The 23,995-nt window shown below is 64.9% G+C and carries 20 protein-coding genes; 10 read left to right on the forward strand and 10 right to left on the reverse strand.

Features of this window, described 5'->3' with window-relative positions:
* Positions 1 to 15 precede the first annotated feature (15 nt).
* The 8 genes from AC1DYU_RS14245 to AC1DYU_RS14280 all read left to right on the forward strand — a co-directional run bounded on the left by AC1DYU_RS14245 (position 16) and on the right by AC1DYU_RS14280 (position 10,417).
* Complete coding sequence (locus AC1DYU_RS14245; protein WP_476792187.1) at positions 16 to 1,668, forward strand: hypothetical protein; 1,653 nt, start codon at positions 16 to 18, stop codon at positions 1,666 to 1,668.
* Between the two features lies 1 nt (position 1,669).
* On the forward strand, positions 1,670 to 2,806 hold the full coding sequence (locus AC1DYU_RS14250) for a phosphatase PAP2 family protein (RefSeq protein ID WP_476792188.1): 1,137 nt from the start codon (positions 1,670 to 1,672) through the stop codon (positions 2,804 to 2,806).
* Between the two features lie 52 nt (positions 2,807 to 2,858).
* Complete coding sequence (locus AC1DYU_RS14255; RefSeq protein WP_476792189.1) at positions 2,859 to 5,072, forward strand: S8/S53 family peptidase; 2,214 nt, start codon at positions 2,859 to 2,861, stop codon at positions 5,070 to 5,072.
* Between the two features lie 689 nt (positions 5,073 to 5,761).
* Positions 5,762 to 7,420, forward strand: coding sequence for a tetratricopeptide repeat protein (locus AC1DYU_RS14260; RefSeq protein ID WP_476792190.1), 1,659 nt, complete (start codon positions 5,762 to 5,764; stop codon positions 7,418 to 7,420).
* Between the two features lie 73 nt (positions 7,421 to 7,493).
* Entirely contained in the window at positions 7,494 to 7,907 is a 414-nt protein-coding gene (locus tag AC1DYU_RS14265; protein WP_476792191.1) for a hypothetical protein, read from the forward strand.
* Positions 7,908 to 7,985: 78 nt separating this feature from the next.
* Positions 7,986 to 8,327 (forward strand): hypothetical protein, encoded by a 342-nt coding sequence (locus AC1DYU_RS14270; RefSeq protein WP_476792192.1) that lies wholly within the window; start codon positions 7,986 to 7,988, stop codon positions 8,325 to 8,327.
* A 121-nt stretch (positions 8,328 to 8,448) separates the two neighbouring features.
* Positions 8,449 to 8,676, forward strand: a complete 228-nt coding sequence (locus AC1DYU_RS14275; protein WP_476792193.1) for a hypothetical protein — start codon at positions 8,449 to 8,451, stop codon at positions 8,674 to 8,676.
* Positions 8,677 to 8,740: 64 nt separating this feature from the next.
* Positions 8,741 to 10,417, forward strand: coding sequence for a tetratricopeptide repeat protein (locus tag AC1DYU_RS14280; protein ID WP_476792194.1), 1,677 nt, complete (start codon positions 8,741 to 8,743; stop codon positions 10,415 to 10,417).
* A 181-nt stretch (positions 10,418 to 10,598) separates the two neighbouring features.
* On the opposite strand, the gene AC1DYU_RS14285 is transcribed toward AC1DYU_RS14280, so the two are convergent.
* The 10 genes from AC1DYU_RS14285 to AC1DYU_RS14330 form a co-directional block, all read right to left on the reverse strand.
* A complete protein-coding gene (locus AC1DYU_RS14285; RefSeq protein WP_476792195.1) occupies positions 10,599 to 12,071 on the reverse strand; it encodes a hypothetical protein in 1,473 nt (490 codons plus the stop codon).
* 5 nt (positions 12,072 to 12,076) lie between these two features.
* Positions 12,077 to 13,066: a hypothetical protein gene (locus AC1DYU_RS14290; protein WP_476792196.1), complete on the reverse strand. Its 990-nt coding sequence runs from the start codon at positions 13,064 to 13,066 to the stop codon at positions 12,077 to 12,079.
* A 45-nt stretch (positions 13,067 to 13,111) separates the two neighbouring features.
* Positions 13,112 to 13,336: a hypothetical protein gene (locus AC1DYU_RS14295; protein ID WP_476792197.1), complete on the reverse strand. Its 225-nt coding sequence runs from the start codon at positions 13,334 to 13,336 to the stop codon at positions 13,112 to 13,114.
* On the reverse strand, positions 13,333 to 13,785 hold the full coding sequence (locus tag AC1DYU_RS14300; RefSeq protein ID WP_476792198.1) for a hypothetical protein: 453 nt from the start codon (positions 13,783 to 13,785) through the stop codon (positions 13,333 to 13,335). Before AC1DYU_RS14300 ends, AC1DYU_RS14295 begins: the two co-directional genes overlap by 4 nt.
* A gap of 312 nt (positions 13,786 to 14,097) precedes the next feature.
* Positions 14,098 to 14,970 carry an alpha/beta hydrolase family protein gene (locus tag AC1DYU_RS14305; protein ID WP_476792199.1) on the reverse strand — a complete coding sequence of 291 codons (873 nt, stop codon included), beginning with the start codon at positions 14,968 to 14,970 and terminating at the stop codon, positions 14,098 to 14,100.
* The gene (locus tag AC1DYU_RS14310; protein ID WP_476792200.1) at positions 14,967 to 15,986 is read right to left on the reverse strand and encodes an ABC transporter ATP-binding protein; all 1,020 of its coding nucleotides are present in this window, start codon (positions 15,984 to 15,986) and stop codon (positions 14,967 to 14,969) included. Before AC1DYU_RS14310 ends, AC1DYU_RS14305 begins: the two co-directional genes overlap by 4 nt.
* Positions 15,983 to 16,963 (reverse strand): ABC transporter ATP-binding protein, encoded by a 981-nt coding sequence (locus tag AC1DYU_RS14315; RefSeq protein ID WP_476792201.1) that lies wholly within the window; start codon positions 16,961 to 16,963, stop codon positions 15,983 to 15,985. The genes AC1DYU_RS14310 and AC1DYU_RS14315 overlap by 4 nt, the downstream gene beginning before the upstream one ends.
* Entirely contained in the window at positions 16,960 to 17,856 is an 897-nt protein-coding gene (locus AC1DYU_RS14320) for an ABC transporter permease (protein WP_476792202.1), read from the reverse strand. The genes AC1DYU_RS14315 and AC1DYU_RS14320 overlap by 4 nt, the downstream gene beginning before the upstream one ends.
* Positions 17,853 to 18,830 (reverse strand): ABC transporter permease, encoded by a 978-nt coding sequence (locus AC1DYU_RS14325; protein WP_476792203.1) that lies wholly within the window; start codon positions 18,828 to 18,830, stop codon positions 17,853 to 17,855. The genes AC1DYU_RS14320 and AC1DYU_RS14325 overlap by 4 nt, the downstream gene beginning before the upstream one ends.
* Positions 18,831 to 18,872: 42 nt before the next feature.
* Positions 18,873 to 20,492, reverse strand: coding sequence for an ABC transporter substrate-binding protein (locus AC1DYU_RS14330; RefSeq protein ID WP_476792204.1), 1,620 nt, complete (start codon positions 20,490 to 20,492; stop codon positions 18,873 to 18,875).
* An 88-nt stretch (positions 20,493 to 20,580) separates the two neighbouring features.
* Between AC1DYU_RS14330 and AC1DYU_RS14335 the strand changes: the two genes are divergently transcribed.
* Together AC1DYU_RS14335 and AC1DYU_RS14340 are read left to right on the forward strand one after the other, a co-directional pair.
* On the forward strand, positions 20,581 to 21,453 hold the full coding sequence (locus AC1DYU_RS14335; RefSeq protein WP_476792205.1) for a MurR/RpiR family transcriptional regulator: 873 nt from the start codon (positions 20,581 to 20,583) through the stop codon (positions 21,451 to 21,453).
* Between the two features lie 1,230 nt (positions 21,454 to 22,683).
* A complete protein-coding gene (locus tag AC1DYU_RS14340) occupies positions 22,684 to 23,994 on the forward strand; it encodes a site-specific DNA-methyltransferase (protein WP_476792406.1) in 1,311 nt (436 codons plus the stop codon).
* Position 23,995: the final 1 nt, after the last annotated feature.

Consider the following 23,995-nt stretch of genomic DNA (forward strand, 5'->3'; position numbering starts at 1 on the left):
GGGCGACGTTTAGCTATGTCCAGTAAGGTCATCGAAATCAGTCTGTTTGGCGCGTGCACCATTCGGGGGCTCGGTGCCAATGGATTCGAGATCACCGGCAGCAAACATCGCGCTCTGTTTGCTCTGCTGGCGACCGCGCCCTTCGGGCGGCGGACGCGCAGTTTTCTGCAGGAAACGCTTTGGGGCGTCGCTTGCTACGATACCGGGCGGCAAAGCCTGCGCAGGGCGCTTGCCGACATCAAGCAGGTGATGGGAGACAGTTACGGCAAGGTTCTATCGAGCACGAATTCAGACGTAACACTCGACCTCAGTGCGGTCTCCTTCGTAGGCGCCCCGGGAATAGGCGAGTTTCTCGAAGGACTGGACATCCGCGAGATCGGCTTCGCACAGTGGTTGGCGGGCATTCGCCAGAATGCGGCACAACTCGAAGGCCTGTTCGGTCATCAGCGCCACAGCATTCTGCCCACTCCCCTCCCGGTGGTGACAGTTCTACCGTTTCGGGCGATCAGCTCCGATCCGCACGACGCCATTCTTGGCGATTGGCTGGCCGAGGAGATTTGCCGGTCCCTTAGCCGCTCGAAGCTGTTGGCGGTTATCTCACATCTGTCGAGCCGCCAGTTCGTCAAGACCGGTTTCGATCTTGCCGGCGTCGCTTCCGTACTCCAGGCGCATTTTTGCCTGTCGGGAAGCCTGCGGCGGATCGGCGGAAAGCTGGTGCTGGACCTCGATTTCGTCGACGTCAGCTCGAGCCGCATCCTGTTCACGCGCCAGATCGCCTACACGGCCCAGGATTTTCTCGGCCTGTCGGCAGCCGGGATAGGCATCGTCGTCAAGGCTGTGGGAGCCGCCATCGCCGACGAAGCGATCAGCCACAGCGTCGGGCATGTCCCCGCCGAAATCGCCGATCATCGCCTGCTCGTCGCCGGCGTCGGCCTGATGCACCGCACCACATTGAGGGATTTTGCCCGCGCGCGGGAGCTGATCGAAGAGGCACTGCGGCGTGCGCCGCGCACGCCCGAAATCCACGCCTGGCTCAGCAAATGGTACATCCACGGCATCTTCAACGGTTGGAGCAGCGACACCCCACGCGAAAAGCAGCTCGCCCTCGATCATTCGGCCCGCGCGCTCGACCTTAGCCCAGACAACGCCTTCTGCCTGACGATCGACGGCTTCGCCCACAGCAATCTGTTCCGTCGCCTCGACATCGCGGAACAGCGCTACGATTTGGCGTTATCGGCCAATCCAAACGAGGCTCTTTGCTGGCTCCTGAAGAGCGCCCTGCACACCTTCCGCAACGAAGGCGAACAGGCGGTGCGAGCCTCGGAGACGGCACGTGCGCTCTCGCCGATCGACCCCTTCGACTATTATTACGACGCCCATACCGCAGGCGCCTATCTCTCGATCGGCAACTACGACCACGCCCTGGAACTGGCCGAGCGCTCGCTTCGCAAGAACGATCGTCATCTCTCGACGCTCCGCATTCTCCTGTTTGCCGCATACTACGCCGACAAGACTGAAAAATTCCGCGCGGCTGCGGAAGACCTAATGCGCCGGCAGCCGGACTTTACCGTATCCGAATACATGAGAACTCACCCCTCCGCCGAATCCGAAATGGGACGGAAAATGGAGAGGGTTCTGATTGCTGCGCGAATACCTTTGGGGGGCTGACATGGCGATCTTCGGCAACATGGGAAATATGGGAAACATGGCTGCCGCCGGCAACATGGGAAACATGGGCAATATGGGGAACATGGGCGGAATCGCCGGCGGCGCGGCGGATCCCGCCTTGGCAACCGGCCTGATGCTCAGCGCACAGATTCTGTTCGGACATGCGTCAGATCCGGACGATCCGCTGGATCTCGTCAAGGCGCGGGCAGCGCATCACCTCACGGCTGGTCCTCAGCACAATCTGGGGCGCTGGTCCCCTTGGGTCCGCGCATCGCTCTACCTGACCGATTTCATGCGCGATCTGGACTGGGCTGCGGCCTATGAGCCGGCGGCCTCCCAGGGAGAGGTTGCGTTGTTCTATCGCCAGCGCGAGGGCGCCACGCCCGGGACGAACACGTTCTACGTCGTGAAGCGCCCCGCCATGGCGGTGTTCGCCGCGCAGCTCGAGCAGTTGCGCAATTATATGGATCAGCGCGGCGAACGCGCGACGGAGATTCTGAATCAGGTCGCTCTGCCGCCGGACTATCTTGGCTCGATCCTCGGCCTGACCGCGCGCAACCGGCGAACCCTCGAGCTGATGAACATCGCCATGGTCATCGCCGGCAATGTTGCAATGATCGCGAAGCACCATCTCGCCTGCCGGCGACCCGGCGATATCGGGGCACGCGTCCTGCCGATGCTGCCGACGCCGGATCACGGCTCCTTCCCGAGCGGGCACGCTACCGAGGCCTTCGCTGTGGCGACCGTTCTGTCGGGCCTGGTCAGCTCCGATGTCGGCAAGAAGCACTTCCCGGCCGGCGAAAAGCTCGTCGCTCTGTTGCACAAGCAGGCGGAACGCATCGCCGTCAATCGCACCGTCGCCGGTATGCACTATCCAATCGACAGCTGGGCCGGCGCAGCGCTGGGCATTGCGGTCGGCCAGATCATCCTCGCGAAATGCGGCGAGCCGTCGGCCAAGTTGGTACGCTATGCCTATGACGCCCAGCCCGGCAGCGATTTCCTGCTGGCCAGCTTTTTCAATGATGCCAAGGCCGTCGCCGAGGGGCTGACCATAACCCGCGAGGCGTTCTCGGTCGATGTCAGCCCGGTCTTCCAGTGGCTCTGGAGCGAGCTCAAGGCGGAGTTCACGATGGCCTAGACGCGAAACTCCGGACGTAATCCCGAACGAAGCAGTGCATCAGGAGGCCAGCATGGCGCCGAACGACACGCTTGCCCGGCTGGACGGGCCCTATGAGTCCTGGGTCTTCGGCAGCGTGGGGCAATCCTATGCCAGTCCAGACGGACAGCTGGCTAGCGCCTCGTTCATCAGCGCGCTTGCCGAGCTGCCGGTGATTCATCCATTCTTCAAGGAAGAGACGGCGCTCGTGATCCCCGATATGGGCATCGCGCATCGCCCCACCATCTGGCAAGGTCCCGCCACGTCCGAAGCGGCGGGCGGTACCGCCTTCCTGCCGCTCATCTTCGAGCCTCTCCACATTGAGCGACCGTTCGCCCTTACCGACCTTCGCCTGTTCATGCTCGCAGTCGCCAATTTTCCGATCCCGCCCTCAGTCGAGGTCGCACCCAAGCCCCATCATGGCTTTCGGTTCAATGCGCCCCTGCCAAGAAAGACTTTCAACCAGTCCTTTGCCGAGGCCCGGAAGCGTCCTGAGCCCACATTGCAGCCGAACGCTCGCCTAAAGGCCGAGCTCGCGCGCGGCGGTCACCAAGGCGCGCCGCTGGTGATCATGGCTGTCATCGATGACGGCCTCGCCTACGCTCATCCGGCACTGCGCGACGCCGAAAACGACCCGCGCATGGAGTTCTGCTGGCTGCAATCGGCCGAAGTGACCAGCAGTGAGGCGGAAAGCGGCACCGTTCTTTTCGGTCGCGAGCATACGCGCGAGACGCTCGCGACCTTGTTGAAGCGCGAGGGCGACGACGAGGACGCCTTCTACCGCGCCGCCGGCTCGATTCGGCGCAACGGCATGGCGCAGCCGGTTGCGGGCCTGAGCGCGCATGGCGCTCACGTGCTGCATCTGGCCGCCGGCGCCTGGGGCGACGAGGCTTCTCCGGCCGAGCTGGACCGCATCCGCTTGATCGGGGTCGAGCTGCCATCGCCGATCGTGATGGACACCGTCGGTTTCGGCAAGGACGCCCATATCCTCAGCGCCGTCCATTACATCTTCGACCGCGCCGACAGAATCGCCGCAGCCTATGACACCGGGCCATTGCCGCTGGTGATCAACTTCAGCTTTGGCTTCACCGGAGGGCCGCATGACGGCAATGACCGGCTGGAGGACGCGATCAGGGCCCTGATTCTGGCCCGGAAAACAAAGGCGCCGACCGAGTTGGTGATGCCTGCGGGAAACCAGTTCCTTAGCGCACTGCACGCGCAAATCTCGACGAAGAATCTCGGAGCGGAAGACCGCTTCAGCATCCCCTGGCGCATCCAGCCCAACGATCGGACGGCCAACTACCTCGAAATCTGGTATCCGGCCGAAGTCGAGGGCGAACTTCGCCAGCCGCCAGAACCCCCACGCGTCAGCGGTCCGGGAGACATCCACTGGAAAGCCGGCAAGGCCGCGGCGATCACCACGCAGACGCCACCGCAGACCCTCTGGCCGCTCACTATCAATGGGCGCACTTATGGCCAAGTGAGCATCGACAAGTTTCGCGAGGCCCGCTGGCGCATAATGGTCATTCTGGCGCCGACGGAAACCACTGGAACGACACCGAGCGGTGCGCCCGCAGGGCTATGGCGCATCGACATCGATGCCAGCGCTGCACGAGAGCAGGACAAGATCATCTCGTGTCGCATTCAGCACGACCGCAACATCGCCCACCCGCTACATCAAGGCCGACAAAGCTATTTCGATCATCCGAAAGACCCAGCCTTCGCGGCAGACGGCCGTTGGGAGCAGGATGATGAGCGCGCCGAGTTCACACGTCGCTTCGGCAGCCTGAACGGCCTTGCGACCAGTGGCGAGGTTATCGTGGTGGCAGGCGTCGTGGCCCACTCCGCTGTCGGGCCGGACCTGCCGGCGGCCTATAGTTCCGCTGGCTCCAATCCGCCGTCGGGTAAGACAGTGACTTGTGCCGCAATCTCCGACCACTCGCCGGCGCTGCCGGGCGTCAGGGCGGCGGGAACCCGCAGCGGATCGGTATCACGCCTCTCGGGGACCAGCGCGGCGGCGCCGCAGATCGCGCGTGCCCGAGCACTGCGCCTGTTGCGGGACAAGCGCGGCGAGAACGGCAGCGAGCCCCCGCTCCAGAGCGGCGATCAAACGCCGCCGCAGAACATCTCTGCCAAGCTCGACCTAAGGCCGCGCCCCGGACACTCCAGCCATCAACGGATATCTAGCGGCGATCGGCTCTCCGCTCGGATAGGCGCCGGAGTCTTGGATGCTAGAACGCCCGACTAATTATTCGGCTATCCGGATGTGAGCAAAAGGGCAATCTGGGTTCAGGGCGTCAAGAATGTTCGCTTCAGGGCAGCCACTCAACGTCCGCTCATGGCGCATTTCATCCGGAAGCGGGCAGGGCGCTTCTGGCCCTTAGCTGACGCAAAGAAGGTCTGCTTTCGGGCTGCACTCGCATCAAGACCATTCTGGTTCGACATCGTATCTTAGATTTGATCGAAGCACTGGGGGGTATCGAGAGAACGAGGGATCCGGAAATACTGCCGCGACGCGATGTCGTCGCTTCTGGGACAGGATGAACGGTACTTCGACTGGATCATTCGCTTACGCCGTTTTGTGCCGTTCCGTGATCCACCCTCGACCGATCACCTTTTCACCAAGGCGCAGCGCGGCAATGATGCGCATTGCGACCCAGAACTTAAACGCCATTGCCGGGCCGAGCATCATGCCGGAGCGCGTCGTGTCGATGCTTCGATCTTGACGCGAGAGGCATGGCCTGTGCGTGATAAGGCGGTTGACCAGAGGAAAGATGTCTCGCCATCTCGCGCCGCCCGTCCGGAGGCCTCATGCGAAGCAACGCCGTTATTGCATCGGCCTTTTGCCGGCCTGAATAGGCGCAGTCCGTCATGCCAGCCCTCCTCCATCGTCCGCGGCGCCTTCCAGATGCGGCGGCAACGCCCCACGAGACCGGCGTGAGGCGCTCGCTCGTGTCGCTGACGCTGATGTTGAGCCTTGGTGGAGCTGCGCTAGCCCAGGCTGACACCGGCCTCGACGCCCGACTCGCAGGATGCCTCGGCTTCGCGCCGCGTCTGGAGGAGCGTCTGGCAAGGTGTGAGGCCTTCGCGGGCGATGCCGCCCTCGACGTCGCTGTCAGGATTCGGGCGGCCCGGCACGCCACCCGGATCATGATCGCCCTGCAGGACTGGGACGGGATGCTGCGCTCCGCCGAAACGCGGCTGACGCGCGCTCCGGCAGATGTCGTTGCGATCGATCGCAAGGCGCTGGCGCTTCTCGCTCGCAACGAGAGCAGGCCGCAGGCGCTGGCCATCCTCGACGAGGCGGCCAAGACCAATCCCGGGGATGTCGACTTGATGGTGACGCGCAGCCTCGCGCTCTTGGGCCTCGGTCGGCTAGACGAGGCGCTGCCGGTCGCCGACCGATCGCTGGCTCTTGCTCCGGGCAACCCTGACGGCGTGCGCGCCCGCGCTCTGCTCATCGGCGCGAGGGGCGACGCCCCGGCAGCACTGAAGGAGTTGGACGCCGCGCTGCGCCAGTCACCGGATAATCTCGTACTTCTGCGGGCGCGCGCCCATGTTCTGACGATCCTTGGCCGCTCCGCCGATGCGATTGCGGTCATCGACAGGATCATCGTGCTTGCGCCCGAGCATCGCGGCATGGCTCCGATCCGTGGCCTCCTGCATGCCGAACTGGGTGCCACGGCAGCCGCTCTCGCCGATCTGACGGAGGCGGTCCGGATCGATCCGGACAAGGCCGAGGCTTACGAGAACCGCGGCCGCATTCATCAATTGTCAGGCAACGCCGTGCTGGCGCGTCACGATTACGACGAGGCGTTGCGCCTCGATCCGCGCCGCGCTGTCTCGCTGACGAACCGCGCGGCCCTCCGGGCGGATGCAGGCGACTTCTCCGGTGCCGCTGCGGACGCCCGCGAGGCGATCCGCCTCGACCCCCGCGACGTCAATCCGCGCATCACTCTGGCCCGAACGGTCCGCGACGGCGACAAGGAACTGCCGCGCGCTTTGCGCCTGTTCGACGAGGCGCTGGCGGTCAATCCGGCCAGCGGCGTCGCCAACAATGCGAAAGGCGTCACACTCCTACGGATGATGCGGGGCGAGGAGGCCGTGCTGGCCTTCGACAAAGCCATCGCCACCGAGCCGACGAACCGTCTCTACTTCGCCAACCGGGGCGAAGGATACTATCTCATGGAACGCTACGCCGATGCGATGTCGGACTTGAACCGCGCCATCACGCTGGGCCTCAGGAACGCAAGCACGCATTACTTCCGAGCCCTCGTGCATTTCCAGCAAAAAGACTATGCCTCCGCCGCCACGGATATCGAAACAGCCGTCGCGCTCAATCCCCGGCAAGGCCCAACCCAGGCCCTGCGCGCCGCGTTGTCGATCAGGGCGGGCAATCCCTACGGCACGATCGTCGCCGCCGACCGCGCGCTGGAGCTGCAGCCGGCAAATCTGCTCGCGCTCAACGCCAAGGCTTTCGCGCTTGAGAGGCTGGAGCGCCGGGTGGAGGCGGATGAACTTCTGCGGCGCGGCCGCGCTACCGATCGCCAGGGCCAGGACATCGCGCGCGCGATGATCCTGGATATCGCCCGATGACGTCTTGTGGCTGGCCCGCCGCGGCGCGCAAGATCCACCCGCTTCCGATGCCGCGTATCTGAAAGGTCGCGCCATGAAGATTCCCCGACGCTTCGTCCTCCTTGCCGGAGCCTTCGCTTTCGCTTTCGCCGCACCAGCTGTCCAGGCTCAGCCCGATCGTGCGCCGACGGAAGTCCAGAAGAGCTATGATCGCTTCATAACGGCCTTCCGCGCCGCTCTGAAGGCAGACGACTCCGCCGCCGTCGCCGAGTTGACGATGTTTCCGTTCTATTGGGGCGAGATGCGGGACGCGGATTATTTCCGCAAGAACATCTACGCTAAGGCCTTCCCCAGGAAAGCGCGGGCCTGCATCGCACGCGGCAGGGGCCTTTATGGACGCGACGGCCTGGGCAAGGACAACTTCACGATCGTCTGCGGAGAGGACCTCTTCGTCTTCACCGGAACGCCAGCGGGCTTCCGCTTCTCCGAGGTCGGTATGAACGATTGATGGGTAGCCAGTCGCCCGCTTCCCATGCCGATCCAAACGCCGGCCGTGATGCGGCCGCGACAAACGGTGGAGGAACAGATGAACAACAAGGCCGAGCCGCCACGCGCCAACTGGATCGTCTATGTCTGCGCCAGCCTCTATCTTTCCGTCCAGGCGCTCTGGCGCTTCTTTGCCCGCGCCGGGGAGTGGCCGCCCCGCAGCGTCATGCTGCTGGAACTGGCCATTGATGTCGGCATGTCGATAGCGGCGGTCGTGCTCTATTTCCAGCTTGATCGTCAGTTTCCCGATGGCGACCGCCGGCGGCCATTCGCCGTCGTCCTGCTGGTCATGCTGATCGTCGCGATCCTCACGATTTTCTTGATCCGCTTCTCCAGCGACGTGGGCTGGTGGACCGGCCATCGCCGCAACTGGAATGATTGAAGGTGGCGTCGGGAGATGCCGTCGAGTCTCGATCCGGAAGAATGAAGAGATGCGACGGCTTCCGGGGATAATGGCGCTTGCGGTCCAGATCGCCTCAGGCCCCGCATTCACGCAAGAACGCATGACGACGATCGCGCGGGAGACATTCGCGTGCACGAGCTGGGCGGCATGGCGTGAGTACGTCCAGGCCTCGCTCACGCCCAAGGGCGCCAGGATGAGCCAGCATTGCTCCATCCGCATCGCGGCCGGAAGCAGGGTTATCGTCGTGGACGACGATGCCGGCCACGGCGCTGCCGAGATCCGGCTCGGCGGCCAGACCTGGTTCGTGGACGGCGACAAACTGAAATGAATATTGCCAAAAGTGTCGCTTGGCTCAAGGCTGCGGAAGACCTCGTGACGGGGGAGGGCTTGTGATGAATAGCACGCTGGTCATGGCTGGGGTCGGCGCCGTTGCTGCAGCGGGCCTGTTGCTGGCGGCTCAAGCTCAGGCGCAATCCTCCCCCCAGTCCGACGACGCGCGTCTCGCGCCCTGCATTGATCGGCAGCGTCCGGCGGCGGAGCGGGCCCGCCTGTGCCGGGCGCTTGGCGATGCGGCAGGAGCATCGATCGAGCTCAAGCGCCAAGGTCAGGAGGGGGAAGCCCGGGCGTTGATGGAAGCCTCCGATTGGAGCGGAATGCTTCGGGTGGCAGCGGCGCTTCTGGCCTCCAACCCGGCTGACAGGCTTGGCCATTCCTTGCGTGGCCAAGCTTACCTCTATCGCGGCCAACCGGGCGACGTCGAGCGCGCCCGCGAGGCCTACAGCGAAGGCATGAGGCACGCACCGAACGCTTACCTCTTCCCCAACAACCGGGGCATCGCCCGCAGCCTGCTGGGCGACGCCGACGGCGCGCTGGCGGATCACAGCCTGGCGCTGGCGCTGCAGCCCGACTACGCCCCCGCGCTGCTGGCCCGCAGCCGCCTGCTCAATACGCGCGGCGACCATACCGCCGCCTTGAAGGATGTCGAGGCCGGCCTTCAGGCAGGGCCTGACAGCATTCCATTGCTCGACGAGCAGTCGCGTGCGCTCGTCGGCCTCGGCCGCCAGCGCGAGGCGATCGCGGTCTTGGACAAGGTGACATCGCTCGCGCCGCAACGGCCGCTGCTGCACTTTCGCAGGGGGCTGATCAGGGCGGACCTTGGCGACAATGACGGGGCCATTGCGGATTTCACGCGCGAAATCGCGGTCAACCCTGAACTGCCCGGCGCCTATGTCCAGCGCGGCCGGCTGTACCTCGATGTAAGGAAGGACGCCGCCGGCGCCCGTGCAGATTATGACAAGGCCGTCGCGGTTTCGCCGGCTTTCGCCATGGGCTGGTCGCACCGATCGCGCGCCCGGCTCATGGTCGGGGATCTGCCTGGTGCGGAGGCGGACGCGAGTCAGGCTGTGAAGCTTGATCCAAAGGATCCGGTTGCAAAATTGACGCTGGCGGGGCTGGCCGACCTGAGGGGCGCCCCCGAGGAGTCCGTGAGACTTTTGGATGACGCAATGGCCGTCCAACCGGCGATCGTCGAGATCCGCCTTGAGCAGATCGCGCTCCTGATGCGCCTCAGTCGCGACGATGACGCCTTGCGCTCTGCGCGCGCAGGCCAGGCGCTTGCGCCTGGAAACCTCGATCTCATCGATCTCGAAGCCGCCCTGCTCCTGCGGCTCCGCCGGATCTCCGAAGGCAAGGCCGCGCTCGATCGGGCGATCGGGAACGGCCATCGGCGCGCGTCGACCCTTGCCAACCGGGCGGCCTTCGCGGTCTATCTGCGCGACTTTAACCTAGCCGAAGGCGATGTCGCCGCCGCGCTGGCGCTTGAACCGGACCATCTGGCGGCCAACGCCTTGTCGGGACTTCTCGCCGTCCGTGCCAGGGACTGGAGGAAGGCCGAAGCCGCCGCAGGGATCGCGCTTACCGCGGATCCCGACCACGGCATGGCTCTCGCCGTGAAGGCGGAGGTGCTGCGCCAGCAGGGAAAGACGGCGGAGGCCGACCGGGTCCTCGCGATGGCGCGGCGGAAGGATCCGCGCTTCACGGATGTGGTCAGGATGATCCAGGAGCGATGAGGTCCTGCGCTTGGACGCGTGACCTTCCCGCCGCATGCCGACGGCTGCTTGCTCCGCGTCCATAAGATCGGCACTGCAAATCCGACCAAACGCAGCCCGGAAAGCGCTTCCTGCGTGGCCTGCGTACGGGCGCTTGCGACGAACAGGCGGTCGCTCCCGGGTTGCGGATCGGCCACCGGGCTCATCGCGGCTTCACGCCACTCCGGATCTTGATGAACCGGGCCGGCAAATCCGACCTCTCGGGCGGAAACTGGCCGACCATGAACAGAGCGGAGCCTCCATGCGCCAGCGCCCAGGCGACGCCGGCCACGGCTCCGGTCTTGCCGGGAGGCGTGCGGAGGAAGACGACGGTGGCGACCGGGCCTTGCGGCGACGGCTCGACCTTCTGCGTCAGGATCGTCGCGCCCGGATAGCGCTCGCGGACGAGCGCCGCCATCTTCGTCACGTCGCGCGCAGCGTCGAAGCGGTCGCGCGGCCCCATCGGGAAACGAGAGACCATCGCGAAGGGCTGGTCCGTCGCCTCGTCCATCAGGTCGCCCGGCCCATCAGTCAGGATGACGACGCTGTTGGCGACGATGTTGACAACCCGCATGCCCGCCAGTTCCGTCAGGCGGAAGGGCAGGTCGTCGAGGCGCTGCTCCGTGCTTCGCTTCGTCTCGGCCACGCTGAGCAGCGATGCCCGAATGGCGGCTGCGTCGGGGAAGGTGGCGGTGTCCGGCACCTGCATATGGGCCATCACGTTGCCGTCGTTCCCTTCGACCACCATGACGTAAGCGAGCAATGCGCGTCGCGGCATTCCCAGCCTGACGAGCAAGGCGGGCCGCCCAGCCGCAGTAAGCTGCTCGACATGCTCCACGCGGCTTTCGTTCGGCGTCCCTTCATGCAGCCCGGCGCCGATCGTGAACTCCTGTGCGTTGATGGGCTCCTTCGGCCGCTCGATGAGCATGATCACTGCGCCGTTCGGATGCCGGAACATCTCGGGCGATGTGCCGTCGAGCGCGAACTCCGCCGGAGGAACGATCGACCACTTCGTGCCGGGGAACCGGACTGAGGCCGGGTCCGGGACCGGCAAGGCGCGAGCCGGGGCTTCGGCGATCCTGTCAGTGACGCTCAGCAGCGCGGCGCGGATGGCGGCGAGGTCGATGCCCGTGGCCGCATCCGGTACCGTCAGCGTCACGCCGACGTTGTGGCGCTCGCCTTCCACGAAGAGGCTGTAGGCCAGCGCGCTTTGCTGCGTCATACGCGCCGTGGCCAGGAACGCTGGCCGGCCGCCGGCCATGACGGCCTCGACCGATTCGAGCCGCCCCTCGTCGTGCGTGCCTGCCGCCGTGAGGGCGCCGGTCGCGCCGAAGCTCGCGCGCGTCAGGGGCTGCTTCGCAAATTCGACGAGGGCGATGTGCGCTCCGCTGCGATGGCGCAGCACGGGCCAATGCGGACTCGACTGCGCAAACCCCGGGGGCGGAGCCAACCACCAGCCCGAGCCAGGGAACTTCATCAGGGCCGACTGCTCCGCCGGGAGGCGGGCGGGGTTCTGCTGCGCAGTGGCCGGCACGGCCGCTGCCAGGCCGAGCGCGATTGCGCCTCCAAGGCCAATCATCGTCAGGTACCCCATCCGAACGCTCCTCACGCTGCCGCTCCGTCCGACCGCGCGCATCTCGCCTATCTCGGCGTCACGCCGTCACGGATGCTGGCAATGCGGGCCAGCATGTCAGGTCTGTCCAATGGATGCTGCGCGATCACGAACACCAATTGGGGGCCGGTCAAGCGCATCCAGGCCGTGCCGCCAAACTTGAATTTGGTGCCTGTGGGCGTGCGTTCGAATACGATGGTGGCGACTGGCCCCTGGGGCGTCGGCTCGACGCGCGTCGAAAGAACTGCCGTTCCCGGATAGCCGCGCTGGAGTCGGGCCGCCAGTGTCGGCAAGGCCTGCTCGGCATCGAACCGTTCTCCTGGGTTGGGCGGAAAAACAGAAATGACTGCGAAGGGTTGGCCCGTGGGCTCGTCCATCTTGTCGCTTGGCCCATCGGTCAAGATGACGATGTCGCCGACGGTGTCGACCAGACGCATCCCGCCAAGCTCGCGCAACCGGAAGGGCAGGTCGCTCAGCCGTTGTTCCTGGATGCGCGCCTGCTCCGCAAGGCTGAGTAGCGTGGCGCGGATCGTGGCGGCGTCGAGGTCGACAACAGCGTTCGGAATGGAGAAATAGGCCATGATGTTGCTGCCCGTGCCCTCCACTGTGGCGATGTGGACCACGGACGGGTGCCGCGTCCTGCGGAGACGGATTAGCATCGCGGGCCTGCTTTGCGCGGTCGCCAGCTCTACAGATTCCAGCACAGCCTCATTGGGCTGCCCCTTTCTCTCCAATGTTCCGACGGCGCTCGTCGAGCTGATGTCGAGAGCTTGGCGCGGCGCTTGGAACATCATGATTTCGGCACCGTCGGGACGCCGTATCGTCCGCCTCGCCGAGGTGGAGAGCGCGAAGCCGGGCGGCGCTGCAATCGACCATTCGGTTCCGGGAAACTGGACGCGCGGCTGCTGTGGCTGAGGGCGTATGTCGTCGGTCGGGCGCGCCGCGGGCTGCGCCAAAGCCGGAGCGCAAAGGACGGCCACCCATCCGAGAACCGGGATCGCCAAGCGTCGCATGGTCATCGCTCCTATCATCGTGGCCGCAGCTTTTGGCAGCCTACAGCGCAGCTACTCCTCACGGATCGCGTTGCGCAGGTCGTCGCATGCTGCCTCCGAAACCTTCGCCAGGCGGAACACGCGGTCGGAGGCCCCGAGCCGGACCATGCGGCCCTTGTCCACGCTCACCTTGTCGCCGGTGCGCAACCGAACGGCCGGGGAAAGGCGGGCCAGCAATCCTCCGCCCTCAGGTTGAATATCGACGTGACCGTTGAAGTCGTCCTCCTCGGCGCTCATGAAATCCTCTTCGTGATAGCGCAGTGCGCCCCGTCCCCGTTGCTAGGAATCTCCCGCCTTTGCCGATCCAACTTCGTCCCGCCGAAAGGTTGCTCGCACCACGCGATGATGCGGCGGACCTGGCTGTCGCCGCGGCGCGTCAGCTCGACGCGCAGAAAATCGACAGGGGGAACGCCGACGCTGCCGGGGATGGGCTCTCGGCTGACCAAGACGCGGATCCGCGTGACGGTCTGGGTGGGGTTCCGCGCGAGATGCGCGCCATCGTAGACCCGCTCGAAGCATGCTCTTGCATTGGCGTCGGAAGCGATCACGCCTGGCACGGCGTCGCCGGTTTCCGAGCCGATGGCGACGAAGAATGCCGCAGTCAGAAAAAGGCACATCGTTGCCCACCTCCGCCAAGGACGAAGATGGTGCGGCTCGTCCGGGCCGGCGTCAATCGGGATGTCCATGCAGCGATCCTTGCGGCCGTCAGGGACATTCCCGATGAAAGCTCCGGCGGCCAACCGATCCGCGTTCCGCCTGACGAAGCGCCGCCGAGTACCATTGGGCCGGTCGTGAATGTCCGCTTCGGGGCATAGCCTCGACGTCTGCAACTGGCGTGATTGCGAAGCGGCTCGCAATCAGAGTGATCGAACTCCGGCCCCGGGACCGAGCCGAAGTCGCCAAGGCCACAAAAGGACCACGGAGACCGGCTCCGCTGGCGCCCTGAGAGACCTGAACGAAGCCGCATTCGCTATGGAGAACCGGTCCGCCTCAAAACGTCAAAGAACGGGTGCCGACCCCGCCTGTAGCTCCTCGAACGCCGGAATGCGGCCCTGGAACCACCAGGATGCGGCCGCCCGAGACATCGCCGCTCCGTCGTGGCCGATGCCGTCGACCGTTAGGATTTGCCAGTTGAACGGCACGGCCAGACGCGCCGCCTCCCGCTTGGCGAAATCATGCATGAAGTGCGCTCGGGCATAACGGTGTTCGCCCTGCGCCAGCGCCTCCGAGCCGGCAGGCAGGTTGGGGTCCCCCGTGTTGATGTCCTGATTGCCGGCGAAAATGATCATCGGATAGGCCAGCCAGCGCGCCAGAGCGGCCTCGTTCAGGCCGAGCTCGCCGAGGCCTTCCGGGAAGGGGCGGTCCAGCATCGGCAGCGTGTACCAACCGGAATTGGCGGCCATCGCCGCCTCGAACGGTGCATGATCCTGCGTCGCCAGCAGCCGGTGCAGGAACTGGCCGCCGGCCGAATGGCCAAAGATCCGGGCCTTGGCGCGGCGCGTCACGCCGCTACGGCGCAGCGCCTCGAACACGCGCGCCGGGATGCCGTAGAGCCAGTTTTCGCGAGCACGGACGGCGCCGTCTTCGCCGATGACGAGTCCGTTATTATAGCCCTCGGCCTTGGGAAAATGCGCGTTCGGAAAGGTCGGTGCGATGATCAGGAGATTGTGCTTCTCGGCGGCCGGAATCCAGAAGTCGCGATAATCGTCGCCATTGCGCATCATGCCGTGCTGGACGATCACGACCGGGTCGTCGGGGCCGTGGCTGGCGGGGCGGAAATAGTTCACCTCAAGCGGGCGATCGGGATTTGAGCCGTCGACGAAGGGTAGGACGCCGCGTCCGATGGCGGGCTCTAGGCTCGTGGTGATCATGCCAACTCCGGGGCGGTATGCAGGTGACAGGCGGCGCTGCGCCCGGGCGCTATGCCCGTCAGCTTTGGCGCAACCTCGCGGCAGACCGGCATGGCGGCGGGGCAGCGCGGATGGAAGGCGCAGCCGGGCGGTGGCGCCAATGGCGAGGGCAATTCGCCCTTGAGCGGTTCGAACGCCCGGCGACGGTTTGCAGCCGACGGGATAGCCTTGATCAGCGCAGCGCTATAGGGATGGGCCGGCTCGGCGAAGATTTCGGCCGCACGACCAATCTCGACGATGCGGCCGAGATACATGATCGCGACGCGGTCGCTGATATGGCGCACCAGCCCGAGATCATGGCTGACGAAGAGATAGGTCAAGCCGTAGCGCTCGCGCACATCCATGAACAGGTTGATGACCTGGGCCTGGATCGAGACGTCGAGTGCCGAGACCGGCTCGTCGCAGACCAGGAAGTCGGGCTTCACCGCCAAGGCGCGCGCGATGCCGATGCGCTGGCGCTGGCCGCCCGAGAACTGGTGCGGATAGCGCTCGCGATAGGCGAGATCGAGCCCGACTTCGGTGAGCGCTTCATCGACCGCGGCATTGATCTCGGATTTCGGCCGGAGCTTGTGCACCGCCAGCGCCTCGCCGACGATCTTGCTGACCTTCATGCGCGGATCGAGCGAGGCGTAGGGATCCTGGAAGACCATCTGCACCTTGAGCAGGAAGTCGAGCCGCTCCTTGCCCTTCAGGGCCGCGACTGGTCGCTGGTCGTAAATCACCTCGCCGGCGGTCGGCTTGAGGATGCCGGTGACGACGCGCGCCAGCGTGGACTTGCCGCAGCCGGATTCGCCGACGAGGCCGAGCACCTCGCCGCGCGCCACGGTGAGGTCGACGCCATCGACGGCGCGCGCGGTCGGCGGCGGCTTTCCGCGACCGATGCCGGCAAGAATGCGCTCGGCCAGCGTCGCCTTGCCGCGAAAGTGCCGCTTGATGCCGCGCAGTTCGAGCAGGGGAGTGGGAGGCTGTATGCTCATGCCGCCGCCGCCAAAGGTACAGGATTGTGGCAGCGGAAATTGCGCTCGGCATCGCCCTGCGGCGCCGGGTCCTGCTCGGCGCAGACGGGCAAGGCGCGCTCGCAGCGCGGCCTGAACGGGCAGCCGCTCGGCCGGGAATCGATGCGCGGCGCCACGCCGTCGATCTGCTTCAGCCGGCTGCCGGGCTCAGCATGGGAGGCGGCCGAGTTCAGCAGGCCCAGCGTATAGGGATGGCGCGGGCGGTCGAGCACGTCATCGACCGGGCCGGTCTCGACGACGCGGCCGGCATACATCACCGCGACCCGATCAGCGAGTTCGCCGACGACGGCGAGGTCATGCGTGATCCAGAGGATCGCGGTCCCAGTCTCGCGGCTGAGCTTTTGCACCTCGTAGAGGATCTGGCTCTGAATCGTGACGTCGAGCGCGGTCGTGGGCTCATCGGCGATGATCAGGTCGGGCTTGTTGAGCAGCGCCGTGGCGATGGCGACGCGCTGGCGCATGCCGCCGGAGAATTCGTGCGGATACTGCTTCAGCCGCGCCTGCGGTGAGGAGATGCCGACACGCCCCAGGGCCAGCGCAGCCTCGGCTAGGGCCTCGGCCCGGCTGCAGCTGCGGTGTTCGAGGATTGCCTCCGCCATCTGCTCGCCGATGTTGAGCACCGGGTTCAGCGTCATCAGCGGGTCCTGAAAAATCATCGCGATGCGGTTGCCGCGCAGATCACGCAGGCGCTCTTCCGAAGCGGCGCGCAGATCCTCGCCCTGGAACAGCACGTCGCCGGCGACGATCTCGCCCGGCGGGTCGATCAGCCCGACCAGCGAGAAGCCGGTCACCGACTTCCCGGAGCCGGACTCGCCGACGAGACCCAAAACCTCGCCGCGGCGCATGGTGAGATCGACGCCGTCGACGGCAAGCCAGGCGCCGTCCGGCGCATGGAAGGCAGTCCTGAGGCCGCGCACTTCGAGCAAAGACGCGCTCATGAGCCGCGCACGTTGAAGCTGCGGCGCAGGCGCGTGCCGACGAGGTTGAGCGACATGATCAGCAAGACCAGCGCGATGCCCGGAAAGACGGCGATCCAGTACTCGCCCGAGAGCAGGAATTCGAAGCCGTTGGCGATGAGCAGGCCCAGCGATGGCTGCGTCACCGGCACGCCGACGCCGAGAAAGGACAGCGTCGCCTCCAGCGTGATCGCGCTGGCGATGCTGATCGTCGAGACCACCAGAACCGAGCCGATCGAATTCGGCAGCAGATGCGCCAGCATGATGTGGCGCGTCGGCAGGCCGAAATTGACCGCCGCCTCGATATACTCCTTGCGCCGCTCGACCAGCGCCGAGGCGCGCATCAGCCGCGCATATTGCGCCCATTGCACCAGGACGATGGCGAGCACGACCTTGTCGACGCCGCGCCCGATCGAGGCGAGCAGTACCAGTGCGATCAGGATCGACGGGAAGCCCAGCATGAAATCGACGACGCGCATGATCACCGCATCTACGGCGCCGCCGAACTGCGCCGCGACAAGTCCGGCCGCAATGCCGATGGAGAGCGCGCCGATCGTCGCGGTGAGGCCGACCAGCAGGCTGGTGCGCAGGCCGTAGAGAATGGCGCTGAGCATGTCGCGGCCCTGCGCGTCGGTGCCGAGCCAGTAGACCATGCCGTTCATGCCGGCTTCGCCGGGCGCCAACCGGTTGTCCATCACGCTGAGCGCGCCGAGATCATGCGGATTTTGCGGCGCGATGAAGGGCGCGAGCAGCGCCAGGGCGACCATGATGCCGAGCAGGATCGCGGCGCCACGCGTGGTCGGCTTGTTGCGCAGGCGCTGCAGGACCGCCGCGCGCAGCGTGGTGTCCGCGAAAGCGGGAACGGGCGTGCTCATGCCGATTCGCTCGTGAGTTTTACGCGCGGATCGAGTGCCGCGTAGAGGATGTCGACGATGAAGTTCACGGCGACGAAGAGCAGCGTGGCCAGCAGGACATAGGCGACGACCACAGGCCGATCGAGTTGGTACACGGAATCGATCAGCAGCTTGCCGACGCCGGGCCAGGCGAACACGGTTTCGGTGATCGTCGAGAAGGCGACGAGGCTGCCGAATTCGACGCCGATCACGGTGACGACCGGGATCAGGATGTTGCGCAGGATGTGCCGGCCGACGATGCGCCGGGGCCGGACGCCCTTGGCGCGGGCATATTTGACGTAGTCCTGGCTCGTCGCCTCGGTGGTGCCGGCGGCGACCAGGCTTATCATCAGCGCCATGTTTGGGATCGCGAGATTGAGCGCCGGCATGATCAGATGGTGCAGTCCATCGAGCGTCAGCAGGCTGGTCTGGATGCCCAGCAGCGAGACCGTCTCGCCACGTCCTGCCGTCGGCACCCAGCCGAGCACGACGGCAAACAGCAGGATCAGCATCATGCCCTTCCAGAAACTGGGCAAGGAATAGCCAAGCACCGTGCCGGCCATGATGACGCGGGACGGGCGGCTATGGGGGTTGAGCCCGGCCAGAAGGCCGAGCGGCACGCCAACCGCGACCGCAAGGCTCATCGCCAGCAAGACGAGTTCGATGGTCGCAGGCAGCCGGGTCAGGATCAGTTGGATCGCCGAGACGCCATGCACGAAGGAGCGGCCGAAATCGCCTTTGAGGGCCTGGCCCATGAAGGTGAAATATTGCTGCCAGATCGGTAGATCGAGCCCGAGGCGCCGGATCAACGCCTCACGATCGGCCGCGCTGGCCTGCGGCGAGACAAGCAACTCGATCGGGTCTCCGATGCCGTAGACGGCAAAGAAGACCACGACCGACACCGCCAGGAGCACGAAGACGCTCTGGATCAGGCGCTGCAGGACATAGGCAGTCATCGCGGACGGCCTATGTTGTTGTCATCGCACGTTTTCAAGGTTCTAGTTTACGGGCTTGACCGACATCGCGAGCATGAGCTGGTCGACGCGACCGGCAACGGCGAGGTTGGCCTTGTAGGCCCAAATGCCGCTTTCGAAGTGTAGCGGGATGAAGGCGTTGTCGGCGAGCACCAGCTTGCCGGCCTCCTGCAGCATTTCCGAGCGCTTGGCGTCGTCGAGCGTCGAGATCGCGGTCCGGATCAGCGTGTCGAAGGCGTCGTTCTTGTAGCCGCCATAGTTGGAACCGCCGATGGTCTTGGCCTCGTTGGGGGTCGGCGGCCACTGGCGCAGGAAGGATGCGGCCTCGCCGGTGCCCGAGCCCCAGCCGCCGATCGCGACGCTGAATTCCTTCTTGGCCCGGCGCGGGAAATAGATCGCCCGCGTCATCGCATCGACCTCGGTCTTGATGCCGATCTGGGTCAGGTATTGCGCGACGGCCTGGGTGATCTGGCTGTCGTTGATATAGCGGTCATTGGTGGTCGAGAGCGTCAGCTCGAAGCCCTTTGCATAGCCGGCTTCGGCCAGGAGCTTCTTGGCGGCGGCCGGGTCATAGGCGAGCTTGGCCGGGTTCGGCTGGGTTCCGAACATGCCTGTCGGCAGGTACTGGTAGGCCGGCTCGGCGGCGCCGTCCATGATCCGCTTGACGATGGCGTCGCGGTCGATCGCCAGCGACATCGCCTTGCGCACGCGCGCGTCCTTGAGCGGGTTCTTGCCGTCCTCGGCCTTGACGAAGGGGCTCTGGTCGCGGCCGACATCGAGCTGGAAATAGATCACGCGGGTCGATGGCGTGATGACATGGCCGAAGCGCTTGTCGCTCTTGATCCGGCTGAGATCGCGCGCGGCGGGGTTCTCGATCACGTCATAATCGCCGGCAAGCAGGCCTGCGAGACGCGGGCCGGCATTGGTCACCGGCACGAAGCGCACGCTCGCCCAAGGCTCGGCGGGGCCCCAATAGGTCGGGTTGCGGTCCAACTCGATGGCCGAGCCGCGAACATAGCTCTTCAGCTTGTAGGGGCCGGTGCCGATCGCGACCGTGCCGTCGTTGAAATTGTTGACCGCTGGCCAGGGCCCGGTGACGCCGCAGTTCTTGGCGACGTCGTAGCTGATCGGGCCATGCTCGACGATCGAGGCGCTCAGAATCGGCAGGCCCGACAACAGGTTCGGCAGCAGCGGCTCAGGCTCTGTCGTATTGATGACGAGCGTGTGCGCATTGGGGGCTTCGACCGAGGCGAAATTGCCGGTGATGTCGGCAAAGGAGCCGGAGACCTTTGTCTCGTTCTTCAGCGTCCTGCAGAAGGTGAAGACCACGTCCTCGGAGGTGAAGGGCTTGCCGTTGGAGAACGTCACGCCTTGGCGCAGCTTGAAGGTCCAGCGGTTCTTGCCGTCGTTTTCCCAGGAGGCGGCGAGGCCCGGATGCAGCGCCTGCTTGGCGTCCTGCAGCACCAGGCCGTCGAAGATGTGCATCGCCAGCGCATTGTTGGGCGTCAGATCATGGTAATGTGGATCGACTGCCGTCGGCTCCGAGGAGAGTGCGATCTTGAGCGATTGCGACCAGGCGGCACTCCCCGAGAGGCACACACCCGCCACACATGCGACCACGATTTGGCTGCGCAACGACATCATTCACTCCCTCCTTCTGCCATTTTGACAGATTGATTTTCGCCGTCTACGAAACATGAAACTAATCTATCGTCAATCGGACGAATGATCGATGTTCCCGACCCTGAAGCCAACCACAGATCTGGCAAGCAGAATCGCGAGCCTCTACCCTTCGCTGAGCGCCGGCCACCGCAAGGCCGCCGACTTCGTGATGCAGCATCCGCTGGATACGGCAACGATGACGATCGAACGGTTGGCAGCGAAGAGCGGCGCCTCCACGGCGACATTGACGCGTTTCGTCAGGGCGCTCGGCTTCAGCGGCTATGGCGAATTTAGAGCGTCGCTATCCGAGGCGCTCAAGCTGGCGATGGAGCCGGTGCGCGGCTTGGCCGACAGCCAAGATGCGCCAGCCTCGCCCTATGCGACGCTGATCGGGGCGCTCAGGGATCAGGCGGCCAACCTCGACGCCGCCATTGCCGCATTGGATGATGCGACTGTCACCCGCGCCATCGAGTTGCTGCTCGGCGCCAAGCGGATCTTCATTGTCGGCACGGGGGCAAGCCACCATGTCGCGTCGTTCCTCGAGGAGGGGTTGGCGCTCTACCTCGATGCCGACGTCATCTTTGCAGCCTCACGCGTTGGGCCGACCCGCACGATCCGCCAGATGCTATCGGGAGGGCGTGGCGACCTCGTGGTCGCGATCTCGATGCCGCGCTATTCACGATCGACTCTCGAGATCTGCAGCTTGGCAGCGCAGCGCAGCATGCCCATCCTTGCCCTCACGGACGGCCTGATCTCACCGCTCGCCCGGGTCGCGGACCTGACGTTGTTCGCGCCGGCCGGCAGCCGTCTCCTGCCGAACTCGCCAAGCGCCATCTTCGCCCTGGCGGATGCCCTGATCACCGCGGTAGCGCGGGAAAGGCCCGATTCCGCCGACGCGCTCAGGAAGTTGAGCGAGAGCATGCTCTGGGATTTTCACCGGTAGCGGTGGAGATCTTGAAAGCGGCCCGAGCGCCACTGAGTTCGCCAAACGGCAATCGCTGCGGGCGTTCCTGCTGGAGCGTCAAATGGACTGGGGAAGCAGGATAATCGCCGCACTGGCGCAAGATCTCGTCGAGCTGGCCCAGCCTGACACGCGTTAGTTCCGAGGATGCGAGGATGCAGGCGCCGAAAACGGACATTCTTGCCTGCCTCAGGTCGCCATTAGACCCCGGACGCACACCGTGAATGTCTGGTTCGGGGCGGCAGCCCAGAGTCTGCCTGTTGGCGCAAAGCGGTACAGCATCGCTTGAACGGCGCGCCCGGCGATGGGCTCTCGACATCCAAGAACCCCGCAAGCGCGAACGTCTGTTGGGGTGACGGTTGGGGCGCGGGTCGTCCGCTTTTCTCGATTTCTTAATCAAATCAAATATTTGGTGCAGATAAATTGGCGGTGGACGGAGTTCGGACCGGACGACGCTGCCCGGCTAGCTGTCGCTCCCAGCGTCGGCTCGCTGATTTCCTGCTGCCGGCTGTTCTCCCTGTTCTTCCTGTTCTTTCCTGAAAAATGCAGGTGATCTCCAGTTGGCCGGGTTGCTCGCGATGGACCCGTCGTCGCAGGCCTGGGCTCATCGTCTCTCCAGAGTCCCGCATTTTCGAGCCATTATCGCCGAGCGGTGCGCCTCTTTGCGCCTGCTTCTCGGCAACTGACGGGAAATCCCACTGCCCTTTGCCGGGATCCGATTGCCGCTAAGCGGGATTGGATTGTCGTTTGCCGGGATCGGATTGTCGTTATGCGGGATGGCATTGTCCGGTAGCGAGATCGAATTGCCCACAAGCGGGATCGGCCTGCCGTGAGCCGGGATCGCATTGTCGTTTGATGCAGCCGCCTTGCAGCTCTGCGGGATGCGGCAAGTCCGACCAGACCATAGGCCAGTGCCGATGCCAGTGGTTCGCAGAATTCGCCACTTCGGTCAGCCGCGAGCCCAACGGCGGCTTCCACCAAAAAAGAGCAAGCGTCGTTTTCAACTCATTCCGGGTTTGAGATTCTGGGCGAGCCTTGAACCGCGCTTGCAACGGTTTTCGAATATAGCCGGCTAATCTAAATGATGCTCCTGCCATGATTGGGCGCGCAGCCAGAGCTTTCGCTTGATCGAGCCACATTATTGTTCTTCATATGTTCTCATTGTAGCAACGCCGGGAGCTTTGCGTGTCGCAGCCACATCCCAAGATCGAGATGCTTCCAATCGCCTCGCTTCGCCCGTATGCGGGCAATGCCAGGCGTCATTCCCGCAAGCAGGTTCGCCAGATCGCCGAGAGCATCCGGCGCTTCGGCTTCACCAATCCTGTCCTGCTCAGTGACGAGAGTGAGATCATCGCCGGGCATGGTCGGATGCTGGCAGCAAGAGAGCTGGGCATCGTTGAAGTACCGACGCTGCGGTTGTCGCATCTCAGTGCGGTGGAGCGGCGCGCCTATGTGCTGGCTGACAACAAGCTGGCGCTCAACGCGGGCTGGGACACAGAGATCCTGGCGATCGAGTTCGAGGCGCTGGGCGAGCTCGACTTCGATCTGTCGCTGACCGGCTTCTCGATCGCTGAGATCGACTTTACGCTCGATCAGGCTCGCGAGGCCAGGACCGAGCCCCGGCCTGCTGCAGACGTAATCCCACCACTTCCTACGATACCGGTGACGCGCTTCGGCGAGATCTGGCAACTGGGTCGTCATCGCCTGCTTTGCGGCGATGCCCGATCCACTGACGATCTCGGTCGCTTGCTGGGCAATGATCGCGCTGATCTCGTCTTCACCGACCCTCCCTACAATGTGGAGATCGATGGCCATGTCTGCGGGCTCGGCTCCGTGCGCCACCGAGAGTTTGCGATGGCTTCCGGCGAGATGTCGCGCGCAGAGTTCACGCACTTCCTGACGACGACCCTGTCGAATGCGTCGGCAGTCTGCCGCGACGGCGCCATCGCCTTCGTCTGCATGGACTGGCGCCATATGCGCGAACTCCTCGATGCCGGCGAAACGGCATTCAGCGAGCTGAAAAACCTCTGCGTCTGGAACAAGAGCAACGGTGGCATGGGCAGCTTCTATCGCTCGAAGCATGAACTGGTGTTCGTCTTTAAAATCGGTACGGCGCCTCACACCAACAGCTTTGGCCTCGGCGACACCGGCCGCTACCGCACCAATGTCTGGGACTATGCCGGGATCAGCAGCCTCAGTAGCCAGCGCATGGATGAGCTTGCGATGCATCCAACCGTCAAGCCGACGGCGTTGGTGGCTGACGCGATCAAGGATTGCTCGAAGCGCGGCGAGATCGTGCTCGATATTTTCGGCGGCTCCGGCACAACGCTGATCGCAGCCGAGACCTGCGGTCGCCAGGCGCGCCTCCTCGAATACGAGCCCGCCTATTGCGACACCATCGTCGCGCGTTGGGAGAAGCTCACCGGCAAGCATGCGGTTCTGGCTGGATCGAACCAGCGCTTCGAGGATGTCGCTGAGGAACGTGCGTTCTCCGGCAATGGCGCTCTGGTTCGGGAGGGCTGAT

The sequence above is a fragment of the Allobosea sp. P2_B12 genome (genome assembly GCF_056404835.1).

Excerpts from the sequence above, each read along its gene's own strand:
- AC1DYU_RS14245 (WP_476792187.1), top strand. The coding sequence starts at position 16 with ATGTCCAGTAAGGTCATCGAAATCAGTCTGTTTGGCGCGTGCACCATT.
- AC1DYU_RS14305 (WP_476792199.1), bottom strand. The coding sequence starts at position 14,970 with ATGATCACCACGAGCCTAGAGCCCGCCATCGGACGCGGCGTCCTACCC.
- AC1DYU_RS14310 (WP_476792200.1), bottom strand. The coding sequence starts at position 15,986 with ATGAGCATACAGCCTCCCACTCCCCTGCTCGAACTGCGCGGCATCAAG.
- AC1DYU_RS14285 (WP_476792195.1), bottom strand. The coding sequence starts at position 12,071 with ATGCGCGCGGTCGGACGGAGCGGCAGCGTGAGGAGCGTTCGGATGGGG.
- AC1DYU_RS14265 (WP_476792191.1), top strand. The coding sequence starts at position 7,494 with ATGAAGATTCCCCGACGCTTCGTCCTCCTTGCCGGAGCCTTCGCTTTC.
- AC1DYU_RS14335 (WP_476792205.1), top strand. The coding sequence starts at position 20,581 with ATGTTCCCGACCCTGAAGCCAACCACAGATCTGGCAAGCAGAATCGCG.
- AC1DYU_RS14320 (WP_476792202.1), bottom strand. The coding sequence starts at position 17,856 with ATGAGCACGCCCGTTCCCGCTTTCGCGGACACCACGCTGCGCGCGGCG.
- AC1DYU_RS14275 (WP_476792193.1), top strand. The coding sequence starts at position 8,449 with ATGACGACGATCGCGCGGGAGACATTCGCGTGCACGAGCTGGGCGGCA.
- AC1DYU_RS14250 (WP_476792188.1), top strand. The coding sequence starts at position 1,670 with ATGGCGATCTTCGGCAACATGGGAAATATGGGAAACATGGCTGCCGCC.
- AC1DYU_RS14330 (WP_476792204.1), bottom strand. The coding sequence starts at position 20,492 with ATGATGTCGTTGCGCAGCCAAATCGTGGTCGCATGTGTGGCGGGTGTG.
- AC1DYU_RS14280 (WP_476792194.1), top strand. The coding sequence starts at position 8,741 with ATGAATAGCACGCTGGTCATGGCTGGGGTCGGCGCCGTTGCTGCAGCG.
- AC1DYU_RS14340 (WP_476792406.1), top strand. The coding sequence starts at position 22,684 with ATGCTTCCAATCGCCTCGCTTCGCCCGTATGCGGGCAATGCCAGGCGT.
- AC1DYU_RS14255 (WP_476792189.1), top strand. The coding sequence starts at position 2,859 with ATGGCGCCGAACGACACGCTTGCCCGGCTGGACGGGCCCTATGAGTCC.
- AC1DYU_RS14300 (WP_476792198.1), bottom strand. The coding sequence starts at position 13,785 with ATGGACATCCCGATTGACGCCGGCCCGGACGAGCCGCACCATCTTCGT.
- AC1DYU_RS14325 (WP_476792203.1), bottom strand. The coding sequence starts at position 18,830 with ATGACTGCCTATGTCCTGCAGCGCCTGATCCAGAGCGTCTTCGTGCTC.
- AC1DYU_RS14315 (WP_476792201.1), bottom strand. The coding sequence starts at position 16,963 with ATGAGCGCGTCTTTGCTCGAAGTGCGCGGCCTCAGGACTGCCTTCCAT.
- AC1DYU_RS14295 (WP_476792197.1), bottom strand. The coding sequence starts at position 13,336 with ATGAGCGCCGAGGAGGACGACTTCAACGGTCACGTCGATATTCAACCT.
- AC1DYU_RS14270 (WP_476792192.1), top strand. The coding sequence starts at position 7,986 with ATGAACAACAAGGCCGAGCCGCCACGCGCCAACTGGATCGTCTATGTC.
- AC1DYU_RS14290 (WP_476792196.1), bottom strand. The coding sequence starts at position 13,066 with ATGACCATGCGACGCTTGGCGATCCCGGTTCTCGGATGGGTGGCCGTC.